18 protein-coding genes and 1 tRNA gene are annotated in these 20,357 nt (G+C 64.6%); 11 read left to right on the plus strand and 8 right to left on the minus strand.

The window, feature by feature from the left end:
• The first annotated feature begins 23 nt into the window (after window positions 1-23).
• Window positions 24-1,100, plus strand: a complete 1,077-nt coding sequence (locus IVB46_RS29560) for a M48 family metallopeptidase (protein WP_247313799.1) — start codon at window positions 24-26, stop codon at window positions 1,098-1,100.
• A gap of 28 nt (window positions 1,101-1,128) precedes the next feature.
• Here the strand turns inward: IVB46_RS29560 and IVB46_RS29565 are convergent, their stop codons facing one another.
• From IVB46_RS29565 to IVB46_RS29580, 4 genes are all read right to left on the minus strand, one after another.
• Entirely contained in the window at window positions 1,129-2,430 is a 1,302-nt protein-coding gene (locus IVB46_RS29565) for an aminotransferase class V-fold PLP-dependent enzyme (RefSeq protein WP_247344009.1), read from the minus strand.
• A gap of 137 nt (window positions 2,431-2,567) precedes the next feature.
• Entirely contained in the window at window positions 2,568-2,891 is a 324-nt protein-coding gene (locus IVB46_RS29570) for a hypothetical protein (RefSeq protein ID WP_247313805.1), read from the minus strand.
• Between the two features lie 149 nt (window positions 2,892-3,040).
• Window positions 3,041-3,199 carry a hypothetical protein gene (locus IVB46_RS29575; protein WP_166104648.1) on the minus strand — a complete coding sequence of 53 codons (159 nt, stop codon included), beginning with the start codon at window positions 3,197-3,199 and terminating at the stop codon, window positions 3,041-3,043.
• 143 nt (window positions 3,200-3,342) lie between these two features.
• Window positions 3,343-5,499: an exopolysaccharide transport family protein gene (locus IVB46_RS29580; protein ID WP_247313808.1), complete on the minus strand. Its 2,157-nt coding sequence runs from the start codon at window positions 5,497-5,499 to the stop codon at window positions 3,343-3,345.
• 100 nt (window positions 5,500-5,599) lie between these two features.
• Here IVB46_RS29580 and IVB46_RS29585 point away from each other — a divergent pair, with 100 nt between their 5' ends.
• The 5 genes from IVB46_RS29585 (at window position 5,600) to IVB46_RS29605 (ending at window position 12,561) form a co-directional block, all read left to right on the plus strand.
• Window positions 5,600-5,842: a hypothetical protein gene (locus tag IVB46_RS29585; RefSeq protein WP_247313809.1), complete on the plus strand. Its 243-nt coding sequence runs from the start codon at window positions 5,600-5,602 to the stop codon at window positions 5,840-5,842.
• A gap of 312 nt (window positions 5,843-6,154) precedes the next feature.
• A complete protein-coding gene (locus tag IVB46_RS29590; RefSeq protein ID WP_247313811.1) occupies window positions 6,155-10,981 on the plus strand; it encodes an NAD-glutamate dehydrogenase in 4,827 nt (1,608 codons plus the stop codon).
• Between the two features lie 50 nt (window positions 10,982-11,031).
• Window positions 11,032-11,352: a hypothetical protein gene (locus tag IVB46_RS29595; RefSeq protein WP_247313814.1), complete on the plus strand. Its 321-nt coding sequence runs from the start codon at window positions 11,032-11,034 to the stop codon at window positions 11,350-11,352.
• A 203-nt stretch (window positions 11,353-11,555) separates the two neighbouring features.
• Window positions 11,556-12,026, plus strand: coding sequence for a YbaK/EbsC family protein (locus IVB46_RS29600; protein WP_028148973.1), 471 nt, complete (start codon window positions 11,556-11,558; stop codon window positions 12,024-12,026).
• Window positions 12,027-12,141: 115 nt separating this feature from the next.
• The gene (locus IVB46_RS29605; RefSeq protein WP_247313817.1) at window positions 12,142-12,561 is read left to right on the plus strand and encodes a CBS domain-containing protein; all 420 of its coding nucleotides are present in this window, start codon (window positions 12,142-12,144) and stop codon (window positions 12,559-12,561) included.
• Window positions 12,562-12,698: 137 nt separating this feature from the next.
• On the opposite strand, the gene IVB46_RS29610 is transcribed toward IVB46_RS29605, so the two are convergent.
• The 4 genes from IVB46_RS29610 to IVB46_RS29625 all read right to left on the minus strand — a co-directional run bounded on the left by IVB46_RS29610 (window position 12,699) and on the right by IVB46_RS29625 (window position 16,030).
• A complete protein-coding gene (locus IVB46_RS29610; protein ID WP_247313819.1) occupies window positions 12,699-13,097 on the minus strand; it encodes a hypothetical protein in 399 nt (132 codons plus the stop codon).
• Window positions 13,098-13,264: 167 nt separating this feature from the next.
• Window positions 13,265-14,047, minus strand: coding sequence for an alpha/beta hydrolase (locus tag IVB46_RS29615; protein WP_247344012.1), 783 nt, complete (start codon window positions 14,045-14,047; stop codon window positions 13,265-13,267).
• A 300-nt stretch (window positions 14,048-14,347) separates the two neighbouring features.
• A tRNA-Arg gene (locus IVB46_RS29620) sits at window positions 14,348-14,424 on the minus strand.
• A gap of 163 nt (window positions 14,425-14,587) precedes the next feature.
• Complete coding sequence (locus IVB46_RS29625; protein WP_063985918.1) at window positions 14,588-16,030, minus strand: HAMP domain-containing sensor histidine kinase; 1,443 nt, start codon at window positions 16,028-16,030, stop codon at window positions 14,588-14,590.
• Between the two features lie 419 nt (window positions 16,031-16,449).
• On the opposite strand from IVB46_RS29625, the gene rpmH reads away from it, so the two are divergent.
• The 5 genes from rpmH (at window position 16,450) to IVB46_RS29650 (ending at window position 20,030) form a co-directional block, all read left to right on the plus strand.
• Window positions 16,450-16,584 carry a 50S ribosomal protein L34 gene (rpmH, locus tag IVB46_RS29630; RefSeq protein WP_008542748.1) on the plus strand — a complete coding sequence of 45 codons (135 nt, stop codon included), beginning with the start codon at window positions 16,450-16,452 and terminating at the stop codon, window positions 16,582-16,584.
• A 28-nt stretch (window positions 16,585-16,612) separates the two neighbouring features.
• Window positions 16,613-17,014 (plus strand): ribonuclease P protein component, encoded by a 402-nt coding sequence (rnpA, locus tag IVB46_RS29635; RefSeq protein WP_063979808.1) that lies wholly within the window; start codon window positions 16,613-16,615, stop codon window positions 17,012-17,014.
• A gap of 16 nt (window positions 17,015-17,030) precedes the next feature.
• Window positions 17,031-18,872 carry a membrane protein insertase YidC gene (gene yidC, locus IVB46_RS29640; RefSeq protein ID WP_247313828.1) on the plus strand — a complete coding sequence of 614 codons (1,842 nt, stop codon included), beginning with the start codon at window positions 17,031-17,033 and terminating at the stop codon, window positions 18,870-18,872.
• 139 nt (window positions 18,873-19,011) lie between these two features.
• Window positions 19,012-19,665, plus strand: coding sequence for a ribosome biogenesis GTP-binding protein YihA/YsxC (gene yihA / locus IVB46_RS29645; RefSeq protein ID WP_166067424.1), 654 nt, complete (start codon window positions 19,012-19,014; stop codon window positions 19,663-19,665).
• A 38-nt stretch (window positions 19,666-19,703) separates the two neighbouring features.
• Window positions 19,704-20,030 carry a DUF423 domain-containing protein gene (locus IVB46_RS29650; RefSeq protein WP_247313917.1) on the plus strand — a complete coding sequence of 109 codons (327 nt, stop codon included), beginning with the start codon at window positions 19,704-19,706 and terminating at the stop codon, window positions 20,028-20,030.
• The last annotated feature ends 327 nt before the right edge of the window (window positions 20,031-20,357 follow it).

Consider the following 20,357-nt stretch of genomic DNA (forward strand, 5'->3'; position numbering starts at 1 on the left):
ATCATTCCGGTGTCAAAGCGGGGATGAGACGCGTTGTTCTGAAGACCATCCTGCGTCTCGGTCGCTACGCCGTTCTTCCCGCCGTGGCGCTAGCCTGCGTGATCCTGGCCGTTTGGCTGATGGCCCTCGACCGCTACACCATCACGACGCTGGCCACAGCACCGGTCGTGTTCTCCATATTCATGGCCGCGGTGGCGCTCGCAATTGGCCTCCTGCTCCTGCCCTCGCGAAAGCATGGGAGTTTCGAGGCGAACGAGGATACCGCTCCAGGCCTCTGGGCAATGTGGAAGGAGCTCGATCGCAGCGTTGCCCGATCAAGCCGCAGCTTGCGGATCGACACCGACTTCAACGCTTCGATCGGGGAGGTGAGCCGATATGCAGGCCTGTTCGGGCGACACGTCACGATGACCGTCGGCTTGCCATTGCTGATCGTCCTGGATGAGCGTGCACTTCGCGCCGTCATCGCCCATGAGGTGGCACATGCCCGGCTTCGGCACACCTCGGGAAGCATCAACCTCGCGGATTTCATCGCGGCTTCGGAGAATGTCCTCTTCTACGCCGATCCGGACCGAACCGTCACCGGGCGCATTGCCCGGGCCCTGCTCCGTTCCATGATCGAATGGCTCGACAAGGAATATCGCGCGCTGTCGCGGGAGAACGAGCTTTACGCCGATCTCGGCGCGGCCGAACAGGTTGGACGTGCCGAGATGGCGCGCGCTCTGGTGCTGACGGAAGCGTGCGGAACACGTCTCACCGATCTCGTATACGCTCCTCTGGAGAAGGAAGTGCTCGGCGCAATCAATGCACCGCGCCCGCCCCTCGAGCGCGTCTTCGAGCAGCTTGGTGACATCAGGGCGCCGGAGCCGATGGCCGCAGCTGCCATCGCCGGTCTGACGCGTGAGCACGATCCGGACGCGACGCATCCGCCTTTTGCCGCGCGGCTTGCCAATCTTGGATACACCGGCATTCCTGACATCGACGAGGTCAGGACGTCCGCTATCGACCAGCTTCTGTCGCAGGATGCGGCAAAGGACATCATCGCTCGCTTCGACGAGGAATGGCGCAGGAAGGCGCAAGCCTGGGTCAGAGTCGGCAGCTAAATAGCCCTTGCACCCGCCACGCGTCGGCTCACCCCGTCTTCGTCCCCGTGACCACGGCGAGCGCCTCGACGAAGCGATCGAGATCGGCCTCCTCGGTAAAGAGCGCCGGCGTCACGCGGATGCATTGGCCCTTGGCAACGCCCGCCCGGCGCACCGTCATGACCTTGTGGCTGTCCCTCAGCTTCACGACGATAGCGTCGTTGTCCGCCTTGCTGGTCTTGCCGGCGAGACGGAAGGACGTGATCGCGCCATATGAGCCGACCTCATCCGGCGTCAGGATCTCGATGTCCTTGAATCCGCGGGCGCGGCTCACCCAGTAATCACGCAGATATCGCAGCCGGGCTTGCTTTGCCGCCGCGCCGATCTGCTGATGGAGCGCCACGGCCGCGGGCACCGTCAGGACCGTCGCCAAATTGACCGTGCCGGTGTGCACCCGCGAGCGGATGTCGGTCTCCGGAAAATCCTCGTCGCCCATGTCACGATCGATATCGGCGAGGCGATCCTTCCTGATGTAGAGGAAGCCCACGCCGAGCGGCGCGCCGATCCATTTATGCAGATTGAAGCCGACGAAATCGACGTCGAGCTCGCCCACCCGGAAGTCGATCTGCCCCCAGGAATGCGCGGCGTCGACGATGGTGTCGATGCCCTTGGCCCTCGCCATGCGGGCGATCTCGGCGACCGGCATGACGAGGCCGGTGCGATGGCTGACATGGGTGAGGAGGAGGAGCCTGGTCTTCGGATTCGCCTCGAGGGCGCGGGCATAGGCGTCAAGCACGGCCTGGCGGGTGGCCGGCTCCGGCACATCGAACCTGACCACGTCGACACCGCGACGCACCTTAAGCGCGTTCATCGCGTAATGCATCGAATCGTAGTCGAGGTCGGCGTAGAGCACGCTGTCGCCGGGCTTCAGCTTGTTGTAGCCGCCGATCAGGAGCTGCAGCGCTTCGGTCGCGCCGCGGGTGAGCGCGATCTCCTCGGGCGCCGCGCCGACCGCCTGGGCCACCTTGATGCGCACGGCCTCGAAATCCGCACCCGCGCGCTGCCGCGCGTAGTAGGTGTTCTGATAGTTGACCATGTCGGTCTGGCGAATGAACTCGCGCCTCACCGGCTCGGCCATGATGCCCCAAAAGCCGTTCTCCAGATTGACGACATTCGGCGTCACGGCATAGAGCCCCTTCACCGCCGTCCAATAGGCATTGTCGGTGGCGATTGCGGCCGCCGCTCCGGTCGGCTGCGCCGGCAGCCCGTCGGCTGCCATGGCCGGTGCCGCCAGGGACGTGACGGCTGCGGCCGCGAGGCCCTTCAGGATCGACCGGCGGTCGGACGACATTGTCTCATTCAGATGCATATCAGCCCCCGACGATGCGTGGCGAAGGGAGCAGCGATCCATAGAGCGCGCATGACGAAGCGATGACAGTTCGATGATGCCCGGCGCGCCCGGTTACATCCCGGTCATTGCGCCGACGATCATTCCTGCGTCGACGCCACCGGCCATTGCGAGACGTCCGCCATCGCAAGCAATTCCAGCTTCGCGGACGATTTTTCCAGCAACCCGGCTTGCGCAAGGCGCCGGGGATCATTGCGATAGTCTTGGAAGTCCGCATCGGATGCGAAGCTGACGATGTGCACCTCGATCGTGCCATCCGGATTTCGAAGACGACGCTCCACACGCCCGTTGAACGCAGGGAGTAGCGGCAAGACGGCATCCTCGTAGGCCCGGAAGGCCTCGATACCCTCGGGCGGTATTCGGGCAATGAGCACCAGCGTTACGGAGTGAGCTTGATAGGTCATCGCCGCAATCCCGAGCCGAGATGGTCGCGCATTTGCGACGCCGCATCCTGCGGTCGCCGCCTCGCGGCGTCAATGACGGCTCGGGATCAAGGCCGACACCTTCGAGACGCCCGCTTCGGGCGCGCTCCTGGGGATCAACTCGCGCGATCTTAGAACAAAGCGGCGTTGAGGGCCTGTCCGTAGATCATCGCGGCCACGAGAGAGAGCAGCAAGCCCGCGCCCGAGAAGATCACGAGCACCTTTACGGTTTCGACATCAACGTTGGTTCTCGTCGCGCGGGATATCGCCTTTGCCAGTGCAGCCATCATCGCCAGCTCCGAACCGGGCCGCGCGGAGGCGGGCCCTAGTTCATCTAGCGTCATTGGGCGCGTTTGCGTGTGAAGCAGATTACAGGTGCGCTTGCGTGCTGCGCCTCAGGCATGAGCCGCAGCGTTGCCAGCGGTCGGCATCGTCAAACCGCCCTGCTCAACGCGCTGCCCTCAGGGTGAGGCGCCACCGAACCCGCGGGCGCGTGATTGACGACGAGACCGGTCGGCACGGCGTTGTATCTCGACAGCGCTGCGGTGACGCGCCGCATCGCCGCCGAACCGAGCTCGCCGGCGCGCACCACCGGGATGATCAGGTCCGCGTGCGCGGCCAGCGCGATGGCGTCGGGCTGCAGTGCGAGATTGCTCGCATGGACGATGATCAGATCGAACTCCGAGCGAATATCGTCCTCGGGCCGCGCATCGGCTTTTCTGCCGGCGCTCAGCAACTCGTCGATCGACTGCAGCCCTGCCGTGGTGGAGCCGTCCTGCCATTCGGTCACCGGAGGCTGGTGACCGGCAAATTCCGGCTGGAGCCGGATCAGCACGCTCATCATGCCCCGATTCACCGCCGCGCGATTGAGCGAGCGCGCAACGGTGTTGCCGCCGGCACTTTTGCCGACCGACAACACGAGGGCGACCTTGCAGCCACGCACCGGCGCGCGATCGATCCGCTCGAGAAGCGGACGCAGATATGCGCCGAGATCGAGCTCGGCCGTCGCGGCGATCGGCCTTTGCCATACAGTGTTGGCCACGGCGCCAGGCGCCAGATCGGGAATGCGGGCCCAGACAGGCAGGTTCGGCATCGCCTCGGGTTGGCGCGCAGCCGGAGCCGGACGCCGGACTTGCGCCTCCGCCACTTCCGCACGCGCAAGAGTTTGAGCAGGAGTTTGAGCGGCAGCCTCGGCAGGCGCGGGCCCGTCGGACATGTTTCCCATCGCCGCAACGGCGGCCGTCGAGGTCAGGATCGAGCCGATCGCGAGCGCCGCGAGCAGCAAAGCGAGGGGCGGACGGGTCGAGCGCATCGGCGGAATCGCGAGCGAGGCGATCTTGGTCTGGGAGCTCTGCAGCTGGCGCTGCTCGTTGGTCGTCTTGAACCGCGACAGGAACTGCTCGTAGATGTTCTTGTTGGCATCGGCGTCACGCTGCAGCTCCTGCAGCTTCACGAGCGCCTGACCGTCGACCAGCATCTGCGTCTCGACCGCCCTGAGCTGCTTTTCCAGCGCGTTCTGCTGCTCCAGCTGAGCCTCATATTCGGACTTCGCCGTGTCGATGTTCTTCTTCCGCTCGACCTCGATCTGCCTGTTGATGTCAGCCAGCTGGCTGTAGGAGATCGCGAGGTCGGGATGGCGGTCGCCGTACACCGCTTTCTTCTGCGCGATCTGATCGTTCAGGGTCGAGCGCTGCGCGCGCAGCATGCTCAGGAGGTCCTGCTTCACCGGACCTTCGACATTGGCCTTGAGATCGCGCTGCACCTGCTCGTAACGCGCCCTGGCTTCCTCGGTGCGCGCGCGAGCGGCGGAGACCTGCTGATTGAGATCGGTCACCCGCAATTGCTGGGTCGTGGAATCCTTGCCGGCATTGAGGATCTTGTGCTCGAACCTGAAGGCGGCAACGGCATCTTCCGATACGCGCAGGCGCTCGTTCAATGCCTTCAGCCGGTCCTTGAGCCAGTCGGCCGCCTCGTCCGTGGCCTCGGTGCGGACACGGCCTTGGCTCGCGACGAACGCCTCGGCGATGGCATTGGCGTAATGCGCGGCCCGTTCCGCATTGTTCGAGGTGAATGAAATCGCAATGACGTAGGTCAGTCCGCGGCGCGAGATATCGAGACGGTTGCGGAATTTTTCGAGCAGGCGCGTCATGTCGGTGTAACCGCCCGCGATGTCCGCGTCGTCGGCGATCTTGAGCTGCTCGATCAGGGGGCGGAGAAAGCCGTCCGATTTGGCGATCTCGATCTGGCTCTGAAGTGCCGCTGCATCCTGGCCGATGCCCGGCAGCACGTCCTGCTCCGAGGTGACGCGCAGCTCGCGGGGATCGACGACGACCAGGGCCGTCGCGGCATACCGGACCGGCAAGACCATCAGGACAATGACGCCCAGGGCGAACAGCGCCAGCGCCAGCGTCAGGATGCGCCGGCCATTCTCGCGCAGGAAGGAGAGCGCACCGGTGACGGTCAGCGATCCCTTGATCAGCGCAGGAGCAGCGCTGTCAGGCTTCGCCGTCGCAGCCCGCGGCGCTTCCCACGAAGCCGCAGGCTCCGTCGGGGCGATGCTTCGCGGAGATGCGCTTCGACCGAACGCCATAGGATTGGACTCGAAATCAACTGACAGCCCCGGTTCAGAGGCTTGCTACACCGTAAATATCCATGGTTAACCGGCGGTTACGGCTGGCGCGCCGTGGTCAATGAACAATCTGTTAACGCGCGTGCCGATGCGCCGCGCTGCATCGGCGCGTGCGGTTTTGAACCGGGCAGGCGCCACCACCACGACGTCGATCAACGCCCCGTTGCGGCGGTTCGAGGGAGATCGCTTCGTCGTCGGCATTGCATTCCTCTCGACGACATTCGAGGTGTCGACGCCGCCTCACCGGGAGGCGGGAACATGGAAAATGGTGGTCGATGGCGTGGAGCGGATCCGCACTCACTAGAGCCCGCTGCAGCGCAATCGGAACGGAGTTCCGGCGCGCCATTCAGAATAAAACCACGAGCTCATACAGATTTGAAATTGCTCGTGATTTTTCTCGCCTCAATGATTCGGCGGCCGTCAGCGCCGCTGCCGTAGGGAATTCCGGCGCGCCTCACAACAGCGTGCGCCTTTCGCTCCGGGATCGTAGTATTGTTGCCGGAAGTCGCCGACGCACGAGACCGGGGATCTTGCGTATCCATTCGATCGCGGCGCTCGACGAGATGCACTCCAGAATTAGGCTGAGGATCGCGACTGCGGTCGGACGGCGCGGCAAATGGAGGACATGATGGCGTGGCGTGACGACAAGGCCCGGGCAACCCTGATCCGCGATGCAGCAGGCAGCGTGCCGCCGGGCAAGAGCCCGCGGGCCTTCGCCGAGCCCTTGTTCGGCTACAGCAATATCGAGGATCTCGACAATTACGATGCCGCCTCACTTGCCGTCCTGGCGGAGCAAGCCTGGGAGCATGTGCAGCGGCGCACGTCGGGCAGCGCCGATATCCGCGTGGTCAATCCGACGTTGCCGAACGGGCGCGAGATTTCCGTGCTCGAGATTCTCAACGACAACATGCCTTTCCTGTACGACTCCACGATGGCGGAGCTCGCCGAGCAGGGCATCGAAGTCACCCTCGTCGCCCACCCGATCATCGCCGTGGAGCGCGATGCCGAGGGCAAGCTGCTGAGATTCTACGGCGAAGCACTGCCGGAGGGAGCAAAAGGCGCGCGCGAAAGCCTGATCCACCTCCACATCACCCGCCTGGACGCCGACGCCGATCGCCAGAAGCTGATCGACGGACTGACCAGGGCGTTGAACAACGTCCGCGCCTGCGTCACCGACTGGCGCGCCATGCGTGACCGCGTCGAGGAAGCAATCAAGACGTTCGCTTCCAATCCGCCGCCGCTGCCGATCGACGAGGTCGCCGAAGCCAATCAGTTCCTGCAATGGCTCTGCGCTGACAATTTCACCTTCCTCGGCGTGCGCGAATATCGCTTCTCGCCCGACAGCGATGCGTCCGACGACATCACCACCGGCGAAGGCCTCGGCATCCTGCGCGATCCCGACGTGAAGGTCCTGCGCCGCGGCACCGAAATGGTGGTGATGACATCGGAAATCCGCGAGTTCATGCACGAGCCGACGCTGCTGATCGTCATCAAGGCCAATGTCTCAAGCCTCGTCCATCGGCGCATCCGGATGGATTATGTGGGGATCAAGCTCTATGCACCCGACGGCCGGCTAGAGGGCGAATTGCGCGTCGTCGGCCTGTTTACTTCCGGCGCCTATACCCGCTCGGTGCGGCAGATCCCTTATGTGCGCCACAAGGTTTCGCGGGTGCTGCAGCGCGCCGGCTTCGACCCGAACGGCCATTCGGGCAAGGCGCTCATGCATATCCTCGAAGATTATCCGCGTGACGAGCTGTTCCAGATCGACGTCGACACGCTCTACAATTTCGTCATCGAGGTCCTGATCCTCTACGAGCGCCCGCGCGTCCGGGCGCTGGCGCGGGTCGACAAGTTCGATCGCTTCGTCTCCATTCTCACCTTCATTCCGCGCGACAAATACGACACCGACGTCCGCACGCGCGTCGGAGCCTTCCTGTCGCAGGTCTACAAGGGGACCCTGTCGGCGTCCTACGTATCGTTCCCCGAGGGCGCGCTTGCGCGCGTCCACTTCATCATCGGGCGCTATGAAGGCAAGACGCCCGTCGTCGAGCGCGCTGCGCTCGAAGCCGGCATCAGCGCCATTGCCGCGACCTGGACCGACAAGCTGAAGGCCGCGCTCACCGCGTCGACCGACGGCATGCGGGCGCGCATGATCGCCAATCGTTATGCCCAGGCCTTTAGCGGCGGCTATACCGAGGTTTTCACGGCGGAGCAGGCCATCGCCGATATCGCCACCATCGAAAGGCTGACGCCGGCCCGCCCGGTGACGATTTCGGTGCACCGCGACAAGGGCGAGGACGATCCCAGGCGCTTCGGCCTGAAGGTGTTCTCCGACGCCGCACCGCTATCGCTGTCCTATCGCGTGCCGGTGATCGAAAATCACGGCCTGCGCGTGGTCGACGAACGCACCTATCAGATCGTGCCCGGCAACCGGCCGGAACCGGTCTGGATGCATGAGATGACGATCGAGACCAGCGACGGCCAGCCGATCGAGATCAATCCGGAATTCAGCCATCGCCTGGAAGCCTCGATCATGGCGGTGGTCACGGATCGCGCCGAATCCGACGGATACAACGCGCTGATCCTGCGCACCGCGCTGGGCTGGCGCGAGGTCTCGACCATCCGGGCGCTGTCGCGCTATCTGCACCAGATCCGCGCTCCGTTCACCCAGGATTACATGTGGGAGACCTTGCGCAAGAACGCCGCGATCACGGCCACCCTCGTCGCACTGTTCCAGACCCGCCTCGATCCGCGCCTCGTGCTTACCGATCGCGAGCGTTCGGCGCGCGAGACGGCCCTGCTTGCCGAGATCGAGGAGCAGCTCAAATCCGTCGCCTCGCTCGATGAAGACCGCATCCTGCGCCGCTTCACCAATCTGGTGCAGTCGACCATCCGCACCAATCTGTGGCAGATCGGCGACGATGGACATCCGCGTCCGGTCATCTCCTTCAAGTTCGACGCGCGGCGGATCGACGATCTGCCGGCGCCGCGGCCTCTTTACGAGATCTTCGTCTCCTCGCCGCGGGTCGAAGGCATTCACCTGCGCTTCGGCAAGGTCGCGCGCGGCGGCTTGCGCTGGTCCGACCGGCCGCAGGATTTCCGCACCGAGATCCTGGGTCTCGTGAAGGCGCAGCAGGTCAAGAACGCCGTGATCGTGCCGGTCGGCGCCAAGGGTGGCTTTGTCCCCAAGCGCCTGCCGCCGCCGTCCAATCGCGACGCCTGGCTCGCGGAAGGCACCGAGGCCTATCGCATCTTCGTGCGCTCGCTGCTCGAGCTCACCGACAATCTCGACGGTGACGCCGTCGTGCCGCCCGATTCCACCGTGCGCCATGACGGTGACGACCCCTACCTCGTGGTCGCCGCCGACAAGGGCACCGCCACCTTCTCCGATGTCGCCAACGCGATCTCGGCCGAGAAGAACCATTGGCTCGGCGACGCGTTCGCCTCCGGCGGCAGCCAGGGCTACGACCACAAGAAGATGGGGATCACGGCGCGCGGCGCCTGGGAGGCGGTCAAGCGCCACTTCCGCGAGCTCGGCACCGACATTCAGACCATGCCGTTCACCGCCGCCGGCGTCGGCGACATGTCCGGCGACGTCTTCGGCAACGGCATGCTGCTCTCGCCGGCGACAAGGCTCGTGGCGGCGTTCGATCACCGCGACATCTTCATCGATCCCTCCCCCGACCCTTCGACCAGCTTCGCCGAGCGCAAGCGTCTGTTCGACCTGCCGCGATCGAGCTGGCAGGACTACAACAAGTCGCTGATCTCGCAGGGCGGCGGCGTGTTCTCGCGCACGCTCAAGGCGATCCCACTCGCACCGGAAGTCCGCAGCCTGCTCGATCTCAACAAGGAGCAGGCCACGCCGTTCGAGGTGATGACGGCGATCCTGAAAGCGCGCACGGACCTGTTGTGGTTTGGCGGCATCGGCACCTATATCCGCGCATCGGCAGAGAGCGACGATCAGGCCGGCGACCGCGCCAACGATCCGATCCGCATCGCAGGCACTGACGTTCGCGCCCGGGTGATCGGCGAAGGCGCCAATCTCGGCGTCACCCAGCGCGGCCGCATTGAAGCGGCACAGAAGGGCGTCAAGCTCAACACCGACGCCATCGACAATTCGGCCGGCGTCAACACCTCCGACGTCGAGGTCAATATCAAGGTCGCGCTCGCGCGCCCCGAACGCGAGGGACGCCTCAGCTTCGCCGACCGCAACAGCCTGCTGGCCGCGATGACCGACGAGGTCGGCACGCTGGTGCTGCGCAACAACTATCTGCAGACGCTGGCGCTCTCGCTCGCCGAGCGCAAGGGCGTGGCCGAGACCGGCTTCCTCACCCGCCTGATGCAGTCGCTCGAGCAGCGCGGCCTGCTCAGCCGCGCCGTGGAGTTCCTGCCCGACGACGCAGCGCTCACCGAGCGTACACGGCGCGGCCAGGCCCTGACACGGCCCGAGCTTGCCGTGCTGCTCGCCTACGCCAAGCTGACGCTCTACGAGGACCTGCTCCTCACCAGCGTGCCTGATGATCCTTATCTCGCCCGCAGACTGTCCCTGTATTTTCCGCGCGAGGTTCCCGATAAATTCCCGGCCGCGGTCGAGCTCCATCGCCTGCGACGCGAGATCATCGCGACCAGTCTCGTCAATGCCGTGATCAACCGCGGCGGCCCGGCGTGTGTCGTCCGCCTGACCGACGAGACCGACGCCGATATCCCCACCATCGTCATGGCGCAGGTGGCGGTGGACGCGATCTACGAGCTCAGGCGGCTCAATGACGCGATCGACGCGCTCGACACCCGGATCGACGGGCAGGTGCAGCTCGGCCTCTACGCGACGGTCCAGGACCTCCTGATTTCCCGCATGGTCTGGTACGTGCGCAACGTCGATTTCAAGGACGGCCTCGAGGCGGTGATCGGACGCTTTGGCCCGGGTATCCGCGAGATCGCGGCCTCCCTCGACACCACCCTGCCGCCGGACCTGCAGGCCGCGCGCGGCAAGCGGCGCCAGGAACTCACCGATGCCGGCGTCCCGGCCGGCCTCGCCGGCGAGCTCGCCGATCTCGACCCTCTGATTGCGGCACCCGATATCGTGACGGTCGCCGAGCGCACCTCCCGCGCCATCGGCGATGCTGCCGCAACCTTCTTCGCTGCGGAAGCCAATTTCCGTCTCGACCGCATCATCGCCGCCGCGCGCAGCGTGCCGGCAAATGATTATTTCGAACGCATGGCGGTCGATCGCGCCGTCGAGCAGATCGCCGGCGCCGAACGAAGACTGGCCGCGGATATGCTGGCAACCGGCCAGTCCGGCCAGCAGGCCGTCGAGACGTGGCTTGCGGCTCACCCCGAAGCGGCGCGCATCCGCCGCTCGGTCGAGGAGATTGCGGCTAGCGGCCTGACGCTTGCCAAGCTGACGGTCGCGGCGAACCTGCTGGGGGATCTGGTCAAAGTCTGAGAGCGTGCGAGGCAGCGATGTGAAACTGAGCCGGCGAACGGAGGAACCCCATGATCCACGCCACTTGCCACACCGCCGATAATGTCCGCTGCATCGAGTTCGATGCCACACCTTGGTTCAGCGAGGCTGACGCTCCGAGCATTGTCGATCTGGCCCGACGAGGCTGGACTAGCCCGGCGATTGCAGAGTCCCTCGAGCACCGACGAGGATACGAGGGCTTGCACGATCTCGTTGAGTATGCGGCGAAGCGACTGCAATCGGAGTCCCTGGAGGACCCGACCTGGGAAACCTTCGCGTGCGTCGTCGATGGACCCGAGGCCGTCGCGTGGCTCAGGGAGAACCGGCCCAACGTTGTGGCAAGGATCCCGTAAGACACGAGAAGCGCAACTAAGGCCACAATCGATCGGCGACAAACGAAGCGGAAAGGCGCGCCCGGAACGATCCGAACCCCCGACCCGATTGCGGCATTCGAGCGCGAGGCCTATGTTGGCATCCGGCAATCATGCGGCCGCCCATCGTGCGGCGGGGCAGCCCCACGGTGGATGGCTCGCATATCCATCCGAAAGGCTGCGCCATGACCATTGCCCCCACGCTCCACCGATACCTGGCTGCCGAGAACATCCAGTATGTCGAGATCCCGCACGTTTTCACCATGTCATCCGCGCGCACGGCGCAGGCCTGCCACGTCTCGGGTGATCGTTTCGCCAAGGCCGTCGTGCTGCGCCATGACGGCGGCTATATGCTCGCGATCGTTCCGGCATCGCACCGTCTCAACTTGCCGGACTTGAAGGAGAAGCTCGGCGCGGATCTCGTGATGGCGAACGAAACCGAGATCAACAGGCTGTTCGCGGACTGCGCGCATGGAGCCGTTCCGGCGGTAGGCCGATGCTACGGGCTCGATCTCATCGTCGATGACAGCATCCGGGCGCAGCCCGAGATCTATATCGAGGCCGGCGACCATGAGACGCTGCTTCACCTGACGCATGCACAGTTCGAACGGCTGACGGCCAATGCGCCGCATGGACGCTTCAGCACGCACGGTTGACGCAGCATGGCGGCGGGATGATTTTTCCTGCGCCTTCGTCGCGGCGCGCGTGCGGTCGCGCCCGGTTCGTAGTATAATCGTGTCACGGGGGCTGCGTTCGCAACGGAGGTCCTCCATGAAGGTCAAGGACGTGATGCACAAGGGTGTCGATTGGGTCAGCCCGGACACCCCGATCACCGAGATCGCGAAGTTGATGCAAGGGCACGACATCGGCTGCATTCCGATCGGCGATGACGACCATCTGATCGGGATGGTGACCGATCGCGACATCGTCTGCAAAGGCCTCGCGAGCAAGAACTTCAACGCCGCGCGCATGACGGCGCGGGACGTGATGACCGAAGGCATCCATTGCTGCCGGGAAGACGACGATCTGGCGAAAGCCGTGCATCACATGGAGACGCTGAAAATCCGCAGGCTGCCCGTGATCAACAAGAGCAGGCGGATGGTCGGCATGATCAGCCTGGGCGATGTCAGCCAATTCGCCACCGTTGATCTGTTGACCCAATGCGTCAAGGGCGTGTCGGCCCATCATTGATGGCGACCGCCACCCGGCGCCTGGAACTTCGTCGCATCGCTCGCAGGACTCCGCTGCCGGCGAACGCGCACGCCATGATACGCGACCTGCCAAGAAGCTGCTCCGCCGACTTCTCGTCCCCATTGTCACCTGCGCAGCTAATTCTTCAATTCGTTCTGCACCTCATTCTTGGCGTTCCGCATCTTGCTCGCTCCCCTGAGCGGGGGCTTCGGCGGCGGAGTCGGATTCGCCCAGCCTGCCATCTGCAGGCAGGTGAGCAGATCGACATAGCTTTCTATTCCCCCTGCCGCAGCCTCGCCTTCGCAACTATCGCGCGCGGGGCCCGGAACAGTCAGCCAGGTCGAGCTCAGCTGTTGCTGCGCAATTGTCTCGTCACGCACGCACTCGCCGGCGTCCTGCGCCAGGGTGAGCCCTGAGGCCTTGTCGTCGGCGGAAACGTCCCGGCAAAGGGCTTCCACATTGAAGATGGGCACACGGTCTGAAATCGGAATCGTGGGCTGGCCAAGAAGCGACAGGACCAAGAGCGCTGCTTTCATAAAATCCTCCCTTGAATCGGGTTGGACGGGAAAGCTCGGGGAAAGTTAGGCCTGGTTTGTTTCCGGCCGGCTTCACCCGGCCTGCAAAGGGTTTCGTCCTTGCCCGGCAGCGCATTGTGGCTTCCCGACGGACGCCGGTCGCGGCGCGTCACGGCCGATGACGAAGCTTACCCGGGTCTTCGCACGTAGAGCGAGATAAACCGGTCGATCATCGGGTTGATCTGCTCCGGCACCTCCAGCGACAGGAAATGCCCGGAGCCGACGGCCTTGGCCGTGACCAGCTGCGGGCATAGCTCCGCAAAACGATCCAGATCCGCGAGCCGATGGGCCGCTTCGATGTAGAGCACCGGGACCCGGCACGCCTGGGCGCATTCACGCGCCCGATGCACATCCCAGGGAAACAGACTTGTAAACGTGGACACCAGCACGTGCTGTGGCGTCGCCAGAAAGGTCTGTTCGACATGGGCGCGGCATCGGTCGGTCGGCAGACAGGAGTCCGCCACGATTTTCCGGACCTCGTCCGCAAAATTCGCGCCCCTTAAGCCCTCCAGATACCCGGCGAACACCGTCCCTGCCGAGGCAGGGAAGAGCACCCCTGAGTCGAGCAGCACCAGGCCTGCAGGAAAGTCCGGATAGCGGGCGGCGATTTCGAGCGCCATGTTGCCACCCATGCTTTGACCCACGATGACCGGCTTTGTGATCTGCTGTCGGTTGCACAGAAAGACGAGATCATCGGCGAAGCCTTCGATCGAATACGCCTGTTGCGGCTTGTCGCTCTCACCATGCCCCCGCAGCTCGGCATTCAATGCCCGACCTTGACGGGCGAAATACTCCATCTGCGGCGCAAAATGCGTGCGATCCCCGCCGAGGCCATGGACGAACAGGAATTGAAGCGGTCCCGCTCCGGCAATGTCGAAGGACAGCTGGATTCCGTCATGCGCGAGCTTCATGGGTCATCTCCATATTCACCGACATGTCCAGGCGTCTCTGGCCGGTCCTCAATCTAACCGGCGCCACACGGCCGATAAAGACGGGCACGACCGCTTCGCCGTGGTGCCATGACGCTGCGGCCGACCAAACGCACCGGCCGCACATTCGGCGATGCCACGCGATTTTTCGCTCCGCCGAGGCCGGCCGGAAAGGCCGTCACCAGCTCCAGGCTTACGCGGTGACGAACAGTGAGCCGCGGTGCGATGATCTCGCCCGGCGCAGAAATGGGAGGTTTTGGAGTGCCCAGTTTTGTAGCGGAATGGCGCGCCCGGAACGATTCGAACGTCCGACCCTCAGATTCGTAGTCTGATGCTCTATCCAGCTGAGCTACGGGCGCGTTTTTCGCAAACAGTGCGGGCCGGGCCCGCAGGCAGCCTCCGGACAGCGCCGGAGGGGTGCGAAAGAGCGCTCTGACTAACCGCTCTTGCCTCGATTGGCAAGGTCCGGGAGGGGGAGATTTTACAGAGAGGTGACGATTTCCCGGGTGGGCCTCTGGCCGACTACGCCCTCTGCCGCTCGTTGCGGATGGAGAGGAGTTCCACGGGGCGGTCGGGGATGACGATCCGGAAGGTGGCGCCGATGGTGCCCTCGACCAGATGGATCTCGCCGCCATGGGCGCGGACCAGCTCGGCGGCGATCGCCAAGCCAAGCCCGCTGCCGCCGGGGCGGCCGGAGGTCTGGAACGCCTCGAACAGATGGTCCCGGGTCTTCTGGGGGACGCCGGGGCCGGTGTCGGAGACCTCCAGAATGGCGACGGCACCTTCGCGCTTTCCGGTGATCCGGATCTGCTGCGCGCCGCCGTCGCCCGACGAATGGCTTTCCAGCGCCTGGGCGGCGTTGCGGACGAGGTTGAGCAGCACGCGGAAGAGCTGGTCGGGATCGGCATCGACCGCGAGCCCGCGCTCGATCGCGGCGACCCAGGCGATCGAGGCGTCGCTGGCGAGGCCCGCGGTTTCGCGCACCTCCAGCACCACGGGCTCGATCATGATCATGCGGCGGTCAGGCGCCGCTTCCTGGGCGCGGCCGTAGGACAGCGTCGACTGGCAGAAGGCGATGGCGCGCTCGAGCGAGCGCACCAGCTTCGGCGCAAAACGCTGCACCCGCGGATCCGGCACGCTGGCGAGCTGGTCGGACAGAAGCTGGGCCGACGCGAGCAGATTGCGCAGATCGTGGTTGATCTTGGAGACGGCGAGGCCGAGGGCGGCGAGCCGGCTCTTCTGGTGCAGCATCGACATCAGGTCGCGCTGCATGTCCGACAATTCGCGCTCGGCGACGCCTATTTCATCGCTGCGCTGGCTCGGCACGATGATCCGCGCCGAGCTTTCGGGGTTTTCGTGGAAGCCGACCAGGCTCGCGGTCAGCCGCCGCATCGGGCGCACGAAGAGATAATGCAGCACGAGATAGACGAGGCCCGCGGTCAGCACCGCGATGATCAGCGCGACCACCACGACGTTGCGGGAGAAGCGATACATCTGCTGCCGCAGCGGCAGCTCGTCGGTCACGATCTCGATGAACTGGGCATTGCCGACGCCGGGCCCGACGATGCGGATGGCCTGGTTGCCGGTCTCCAGCATCATCCGGAACGAGCCGGTGATCGCCTCCCACACCGTCATGTCGCGCAGGTCGATGTCATGCTCGATGGCGGTGGGAAGGTTGTCGCTGGCGAGCAGCCGTCGCTGCTGCCCCATCTTGATGGCGACGGCACGCGCATTGATGCTTTTCAGGATCTCGCGCGACAGCGACTCGGGGACCATGCCGAGCGGGGCGGCGTCGAGCACCAGCGCGGCGGTGTTGGCCGCCGCGACGCGGTCATTGAGCCGGTTGACCCAGAAGTTGGCGATGGCGGGCACGTAGAGCAGGACAGCGGCGATCATCACCAGGGGGACGGTGAGCAGCAGCAGCTTGCCGGATAGCCCAAGCCCGCTGGGCCCACGCGGCCGCATCGCCGGCTGGCCCGGCTGATCCGTATCATGGACCGGCTGGAGGTCTGTCGCTGCCACGAAGTTCGCCCCTGTTGGCTTTGTAATAGAGCCTGGCTGATGAAGGATGCGACCCGGCCGGGGGCCGGTCAAATTACGGATCGCTAATCTCTCAAGGTGGGATGTAAGCTCTGATATCGCGAGTCGCCACCTCAAGGGTTAAAAACCCCGCACAAACAGTGATATTCACCGGAACAGCGCGCTCTTGCGACGTTGACGAAAAGAAGACGCTCGCATATAAGCCGCGCAAATTGTCCGCGATGACCCGGTGCGCACGCCGGGAGCGGCTCTCTTGGGGCCGAAAAGGGCCCGTTTTGGGCCGCATCTTCCGGACTTTATCATCAATTCTACAGGCAAATTGCCCGGTCAGCGGAGAAAAACCCGTGAAGCGGACTTATCAACCCAGCAAACTGGTGCGCAAGCGCCGTCACGGCTTCCGTGCCCGTCTCGCCACTGCCGGCGGCCGCAAGGTTCTCGCCGCCCGCCGCGCCCGCGGCCGCAAGCGTCTGAGCGCCTGAGCCGGACCCCCATTTTTGGGATTTCATCATGGATCGGCTGAGGCAGCGAGCGGATTTCCTCGCCGTTGCCAATGGCGCGCGGGCGAATAGTCCCGCGTTCGTCCTGCAAAGCCGCCGCCGCGACGACAGCGGCCCGATCCGGATCGGCTTCACCGTTACCAAAAAGAACGGCAACGCCCCCCAGCGCAATCGCATCCGGCGCCGGCTTCGCGAATTGGTGAAGCGGCTCGACCCGGTGTCGATGCAGCCCCATCATGACTATGTACTGGTCGGCCGAAGGGACGCGCTCTCGCGCGACTTCGCCACCATGCTCGACGATCTGCGCATAGCGTTCACGAAGCCTGCGCGGCATACGCACAAGGGACGCGGCTCAAGAACCGACGGCTCAAGGCCCGGCCCCGCTCCTGCGACCAGCCGCAAACCGGATTGATGACGAGACAATAGTGATGACCGACAATCGCAATACCATCCTCGCCGTCATTCTGTCGGGCCTCGTCCTGATCGCCTGGCAATATTTCTACAATGTGCCGGCGATGGAGAAGCAGCGCGCCCAGCAGCAGGCGCAGTCCGAGCTCCAGAAGAACACGCCGCAGCCGACGGCCTCCGCAACGCCGGGCACCGCGCCGCAGCCCGGCAGCGCGGCCCAGCCGGCAACACCGGCCGCGAACCAGGCCCAGCCGGTCGTTTCCCGCGAAAGCGCGATTGCAGCCAGCCCGCGCGTGAAGATCGACACGCCGCGGATTGCCGGCAGCATCTCGCTGAAGGGCGGCCGCATCGACGACATTGCGCTGGTGCAATACCGCGAGACGGTCGACCCGAAGTCGCCGCCGATCGTGCTCTATTCGCCCTCGGGCACCGCAGAACCCTATTACGCCGAGTTCGGCTGGGTGCCGGCGACGGGCGTGACGGCCAAGCTGCCGGACGCCCAGACCCTCTGGCAGCAGGACGGCAGCGGCAGCCTGACGCCGACGACGCCGGTGGTGCTGAAATGGGACAATGGCGAGGGCCTCACCTTCCGCCGCACCATCGCGGTCGACGACCATTATCTCTTCACGCTCAAGGACGAGGTGAGCAATGTCGGCAACGCGCCTGTTACGCTCTACCCGTTCGCGCTGATCTCGCGCCACGGCACGCCGCAGGTCTCCGGCTATTACATCCTGCATGAAGGCCTGATCGGCTATCTCGATGGCTTGCAGGAATACGCCTACAAGAAGATCGACGAAGCCAAGGCGGTGAACTTCAAGGCCACCAATGGCTGGCTCGGCATCACCGACAAGTACTGGGCTTCGGCGCTGCTGCCGGACACCAGTGCCCAGCTTCAGGCGCGTTTCTCGTCGAACCCGGTCGGCAACGTCCACACCTACCAGACCGATTATCTGCTCGACCCCGTCACCGTCGCGATCGGCGGCACCGCGACCGCGAACGCGCGGCTGTTCGCCGGCGCCAAGGAAGCCGGCGTCGTCGGCGTGTTCCCGTTCGCCGGCCTCGGCGGCTACAACAAGGAGCTCGGCCTCAACCATTTCGATCTGCTGATCGACTGGGGCTGGTTCTACTTCATCACCAAGCCGATGTTCCTCGGCCTCGACTTCTTCTATCGCTTCTTCGGCAATTTCGGCATCTCGATCCTGCTCGTCACCGTGATCGTCAAGCTGCTGTTCTTCCCGCTGGCCAACAAGTCCTACGCCTCGATGGCGAAGATGAAGTCGGTCCAGCCGCAGCTCCAGGCGCTGAAGGAGCGCTTTCCCGACGACAAGGTGAAGCAGCAGCAGGAGATGATGGAGATCTACCGCAAGGAGAAGATCAATCCGGTCGCCGGCTGTCTTCCCGTGGTGATCCAGATCCCGGTGTTCTTCTCGCTCTACAAGGTGCTGTTCGTCACCATCGAGATGCGGCACGCGCCGTTCTTCGGCTGGATCAAGGACCTCTCCGCGCCCGATCCGACCAACCTCTTCACCTTGTTCGGCCTGATCCCGTTCGATCCGACGACGATCCCGGTGTTCGGCCACTACCTCGCGCTCGGCATCTGGCCGATCATCATGGGCATCACGATGTGGTTCCAGATGAAGCTGAACCCGACGCCGCCGGATCCGACCCAGCAGCTGATCTTCAACTGGATGCCGCTGATCTTCACCTTCATGCTGGCGGGCTTCCCGGCCGGTCTCGTGATCTACTGGGCCTGGAACAACACGCTCTCGGTGCTCCAGCAGAGCTTCATCATGCGCCGCAACGGCGTGAAGGTGGAGCTGTTCGACAATCTCAAGGCGACGTTCGCGAAGAAGGCGACGTAGCGCCGTCATTGTTGGGCGCAAATGCCTCCACATCGTCATGCCCGGGCTTGTCCCGGGCATCCACGTTTTGGAGGGTACCGTGTGGACAGACGTGGATGGCCGGGACAAGCCCGGCCATGACGAGAGGTGAGATCTTCGCATGACCGACGACAAAGATGCGAAGCTGATCGAAACCGGGCGAAAGCTGTTCACCCGCGACTGGCAGTTCATCTGGGCCTCGCCCTCGATTGCGACGCTGCCGCCGATGGATGGGCTGGAGATCGCCTTTGCCGGCCGCTCCAATGTCGGCAAGTCCAGCCTGATCAACGCGCTGACCGGCCGCAACGCGCTGGCGCGCACCTCGCATACGCCGGGCCGCACCCAGGAACTGATCTTCTTCGAGGTCCCCGGCAAGAAGGACCTGCGCCTCGTCGACATGCCCGGCTATGGCTACGCCAAGGCGCCGAAGACGCAAGTCGCGTCCTGGACCGAGCTGATCCACAAATTCCTGCTGGGGCGCGCCTCACTTGCACGCGTCTACGTGCTGATCGACGCGCGGCATGGCCTCAAGGACGTCGACCTCGAAATCCTGGGGACGCTCGACCGTTCCGCGGTGAGCTACCAGATCGTGCTGACCAAGGCCGACCAGGTGAAGGCGTCCGAGCTTCAATCCCGCATCACCGAGACCGAGGCCGCGCTGGCAAAACATCCGGCGGCGTTTCCGAACGTGCTCGCGACCTCGTCACGGAGCTCGACCGGCATGGCCGAACTGCGCGCCGCGATGGCGAAGCTGCTGGAAGAGCGAACCTCGTGACGCTCGCATTCCGCCTGCTGATTGGGCTTGCCGGTTTGATGGGCGCCGCCGGCGTTGCGCTGGCCGCCGCCTCGGCCCACGGCGCCGACGCCAGCCGGCTCGCCTCCGCCAGCGCCATGCTGCTGTTTCACGCAACTGCCATACTCGCAGGCGTCGCGCTGCTCGCGCGCGGCCTTCTGCACGGCGGAATTGGCCTCGTCGCGGCGTTCGGCTTCGTGATCGGCGCCGCGCTGTTCGCGGGCGATCTGACCTTGCGGCAATATGCCGGCCATTCGCTGTTTCCGTATGCCGCGCCGACGGGTGGGACGGTGATGATCTTGAGCTGGCTGGCGGTGACGCTCGCGGCGGTGGCGGCGAGGAAGTGATGCCTTCTTCCTTCTCCCCTTGTGGGAGAAGGTGGCGCGAAGCGCCGGATGAGGGGTCTGTCTCCGCGGATAGAGACCCCTCACCCGTCTCGCCGCTATCGCGGCGATCCACCCTCTCCCACAAGGGGCCTGTTGCGTTATGGGCTGTTGAGGCTGAAGACGTCAGGAGCGAATGCCCTGGTCCCGGCAATTGCCTGCCAAGATCTGTAGTTGTCGCCCTCGGAGGGCGGCTCACGCGGCGATCGTGGCCCACCGCCTCATGTTGAAGGCGATCGAGGCGAGCACGACTTGTCCGGTCGCCTTGATCAGACCGACGTAGCGGATGCA

The sequence above is a fragment of the Bradyrhizobium sp. 61 genome (assembly GCF_023073075.1).
Classification (GTDB): Bacteria; Pseudomonadota; Alphaproteobacteria; order Rhizobiales; family Xanthobacteraceae; genus Bradyrhizobium; species Bradyrhizobium barranii.